The following is a 591-nucleotide window of genomic DNA, read 5'->3' as shown; positions in this document are numbered from 1 at the left end:
GATTTCCCAGTTCGCTACCACTTTCGCATTGTACTTTCTGGAAAGAGGGATCACGTCACTTATGTGGTCAAAGTGCCCGTGCGAGACTGTTATGATGTCAACATGGCCCGGTTCGCGAAGTTGTTCCGGACAGGAGGGATTTCCCTCAAGCCACGGGTCAATCATCACTGTTTTGCCGCCGGGAGATTTTACCGAGAAAGTGGAATGTCCAAAGTAGGTTATTTCTATTCCGTTATTCAGTATTTCCATTACGTACTCCCCTTATCGAAGTTTTTTCAGATTCATATATCCGGTTATTAAACCCGAAAAGAACCTTTTGTGCAAAGTACCAGATTGTTTGAAAATATCGGCTTTGAGTGTAAGTTAAACACCTGACTTTTGCTTTTTTCAATTTCTGCCGGAGCATGTGTTTTAAATGCTGGATCCTAAATTAATCGAGCGAAATATTGATCTTGTGGGCGAAAAACTCGCTACCAGGGGGTTCGATACCGATCTCTCGGAGTTTGCCGTACTGAATTCCCGGAGAAAAGAGATAATAAAAAGGGTTGAGACTCTCGAACACCAGAGAAATGAGGGCTCGAGGAAGGTGGG

The 591-nt window shown here is 44.0% G+C and carries 1 protein-coding gene; it reads right to left on the bottom strand.

All coding sequences use genetic code 11. The features are described from left to right. On the bottom strand, positions 1-249 hold a 249-nt coding region (locus OXG10_08745), incomplete at its 3' end, for an MBL fold metallo-hydrolase (protein MCY3827441.1). Positions 250-591: the final 342 nt, after the last annotated feature.

Source organism: Candidatus Dadabacteria bacterium, from assembly GCA_026706695.1.
GTDB lineage: Bacteria > Desulfobacterota_D > UBA1144 > Nemesobacterales > Nemesobacteraceae > Nemesobacter.
The sequence above is the reverse complement of the archived record's forward strand: the minus strand, read 5'-3'. Positions and strand labels throughout refer to the sequence as shown.